Raw genomic sequence first — 2,088 nt, 5'->3', positions numbered from 1 at the left:
CTTCGGCCTTCGGCCCCTGCACCGCCAAGGGCGACACATCCGGCTCGTCGATCAGCACGTCCAGCCGCCAGCCCTGCGCCACGCCGTTGACCCAATACAAAAGGTCACTATCGGCAATCGAAATCCAGAACCGGTCCTCCGCCAGCTTCACCGCCACCGGGTCGTTCAGCATGCCGCCCGTCTCATCAACGATGGGCACGTAGAAGCATTGGCCGGGGTTCATATGGGTCAGGTTACGCGGGGTCAGCATTTGCATCAACCGCCCGGCATCGGGGCCACGCAACTCAACCTGCCGCTGAACCGCCACATCCCAAAGCTGCACCGCGGATTTCAGGTGGTGGTAATCCTCTTCCAAGCTACGGAAGACGGTGGGCAGCAACATGTGGTTGTAGACCGTATAGGCCTTAACACCGGCAGCCTCGACGGCGGCGGAAAACGGGGTGCGGCGAAGCCGGGCGGAGGGGGTGATCAGGACCATAGTGCTAGCCCCCGGGCCGATACGGAATGTGGCGTCATCTCTATTCTTTCCTCCCTCTGACCACGGGCATTTAGCACGCGGCAGTGGTCATGGCGGCGGCAGCGTCTTTATGCGCTGTCCTGCCTTAAGCCCTGCAACCAATCCACAGCATGGGTGAGGTCGCCAAACGGGTAAATATGAATTCCGCGCACCAGTGTTTCTTGGGCTGGATCGGCTTGCATTTCAGCAAGCTCCGTTAAAATGTCATCGGCAGCCCAGCGTCCCAGTAGCTTCATCGAGCTAGGTCGTTTCGCCAGCATTGCGGCGGACGCAGTAACCCCGCATTGAACGGCGTATTTCAACAGGGTTGGCAGCTTGGCCGGGCCGGGTAGGCCGACATGAACTGGCAGGTCAAACCCCTTATCCAGCAGGTGCCGGTCCCATTTGATCAGTGGCTCGGTGCTAAAGATGAACTGGGTGACGATCCACATCTCCGCCCCCTTGTCCTTGGCATAGGCGGATTTCACCTCAATCGCGCGGTCGAGCTCAGCGCTATCGGCATGGGGGTGACCCTCCGGGTGCCCCGCTACCGCAATCCGGGTCATACCGTGCTTAGCCAGTAAACCGGTTTCCAGCACATCCATCGTGCTATCGAAGGGGCCAGCTGCTGGGTTGGTGTCGCCTGCGATCAACAGCACCGTATCAACGCCATAGCCGGCCAGTTCGGACAGCGTCTCATCGAGCTCCCTCTCACTCTTCAGCGTGCGGGCCGGAATGTGCGGCACGGGGCGCAGGTCCTGAGCAATTAGCTTCGGTGCGGCACCGGTGGTGGCCTTAATCTCGCTGCCCGGCAGGTAGGGAATATAAACCTCACTGCCAGCGGCGAGCATCTCACCCAGATTATCCCGCTTGGCGATTTGACCTGCGGTCATCTCAACCGACACGCCGTTGAGCAAGCGCGCGAGAGCGTCTTGCTTGGTCATCGGCTCGGCGGTGGTGGTTTGGCTGCTATCTGTCATGGCACTAACCATAGGTCGCGAAATCTGTCCGGCTAGGCATTCAAAACCCAACCTTGATCGCCCCCTTTAACTGACCTGACCGGCAAACGCACGCGCCGCGATTTCATACTCTTCCGGCGTGTTGATGTTCAGGAAGCTGTGGGGAGGGAGGTCAAGCGGTGTGGGTAGGGCCTCAGCACCGTAAAGTGCCCCCAGTTCTCGCATCGTTACAACCTCGCCAGTGTGTGCAGGGCCGTGGAGGCAGATGGGTAGAATGGATGCTTCAAAGTAACCACTGCGCGCTGACTTGAGGAGCATTTGGCCAAGGGCAATCGGGAACAGCGGCATGTCCACCGGCATGGCTAGGTAGCGTTGGAAGCCCGGATGATTGTTGATGATGTCCATAATGGCCCGGGCAGGGCCGTTTCCCGGCGTATCATCTGTTGCATAGCGGTAACCGGGAACATCGCCGCTAACGATAATCTCACTGACGCCGATCTGCTCAAGCAGGGCAACCATATGCTCAATCATCGGGCGACCGTCGAGCATTAGGCTGGTTTTGTCCTGGCCCATGCGGCGGGAACCGCCACCTGCCAGGATGATGCCGAGTGATTGATTGGTCATTGTGCCCTT

Annotated in this window: 3 protein-coding genes; all 3 read right to left on the bottom strand. The window is 59.5% G+C overall.

The window, feature by feature from the left end:
- Positions 1 to 478 (bottom strand): dimethylsulfoniopropionate demethylase (gene dmdA, locus KI792_14525; GenBank protein MBV6634238.1); only part of this gene is annotated, 478 nt, incomplete at its 3' end.
- A 107-nt stretch (positions 479 to 585) separates the two neighbouring features.
- The gene (locus KI792_14520) at positions 586 to 1,476 is read right to left on the bottom strand and encodes a methylenetetrahydrofolate reductase (GenBank protein MBV6634237.1); all 891 of its coding nucleotides are present in this window, start codon (positions 1,474 to 1,476) and stop codon (positions 586 to 588) included.
- A 66-nt stretch (positions 1,477 to 1,542) separates the two neighbouring features.
- Positions 1,543 to 2,088 (bottom strand): NTP transferase domain-containing protein (locus KI792_14515; GenBank protein MBV6634236.1); only part of this gene is annotated, 546 nt, incomplete at its 5' end.

This window comes from Alphaproteobacteria bacterium SS10 (genome assembly GCA_019192455.1).
Classification (GTDB): Bacteria; Pseudomonadota; Alphaproteobacteria; order TMED2; family TMED2; genus TMED2.
This window is presented reverse-complemented; position numbering and strand designations above follow the sequence as displayed.

Bases quoted from the DNA above. Each gene is read 5' to 3' on its own strand.
- KI792_14520 (MBV6634237.1), bottom strand. From the start codon at position 1,476: ATGACAGATAGCAGCCAAACCACCACCGCCGAGCCGATGACCAAGCAA.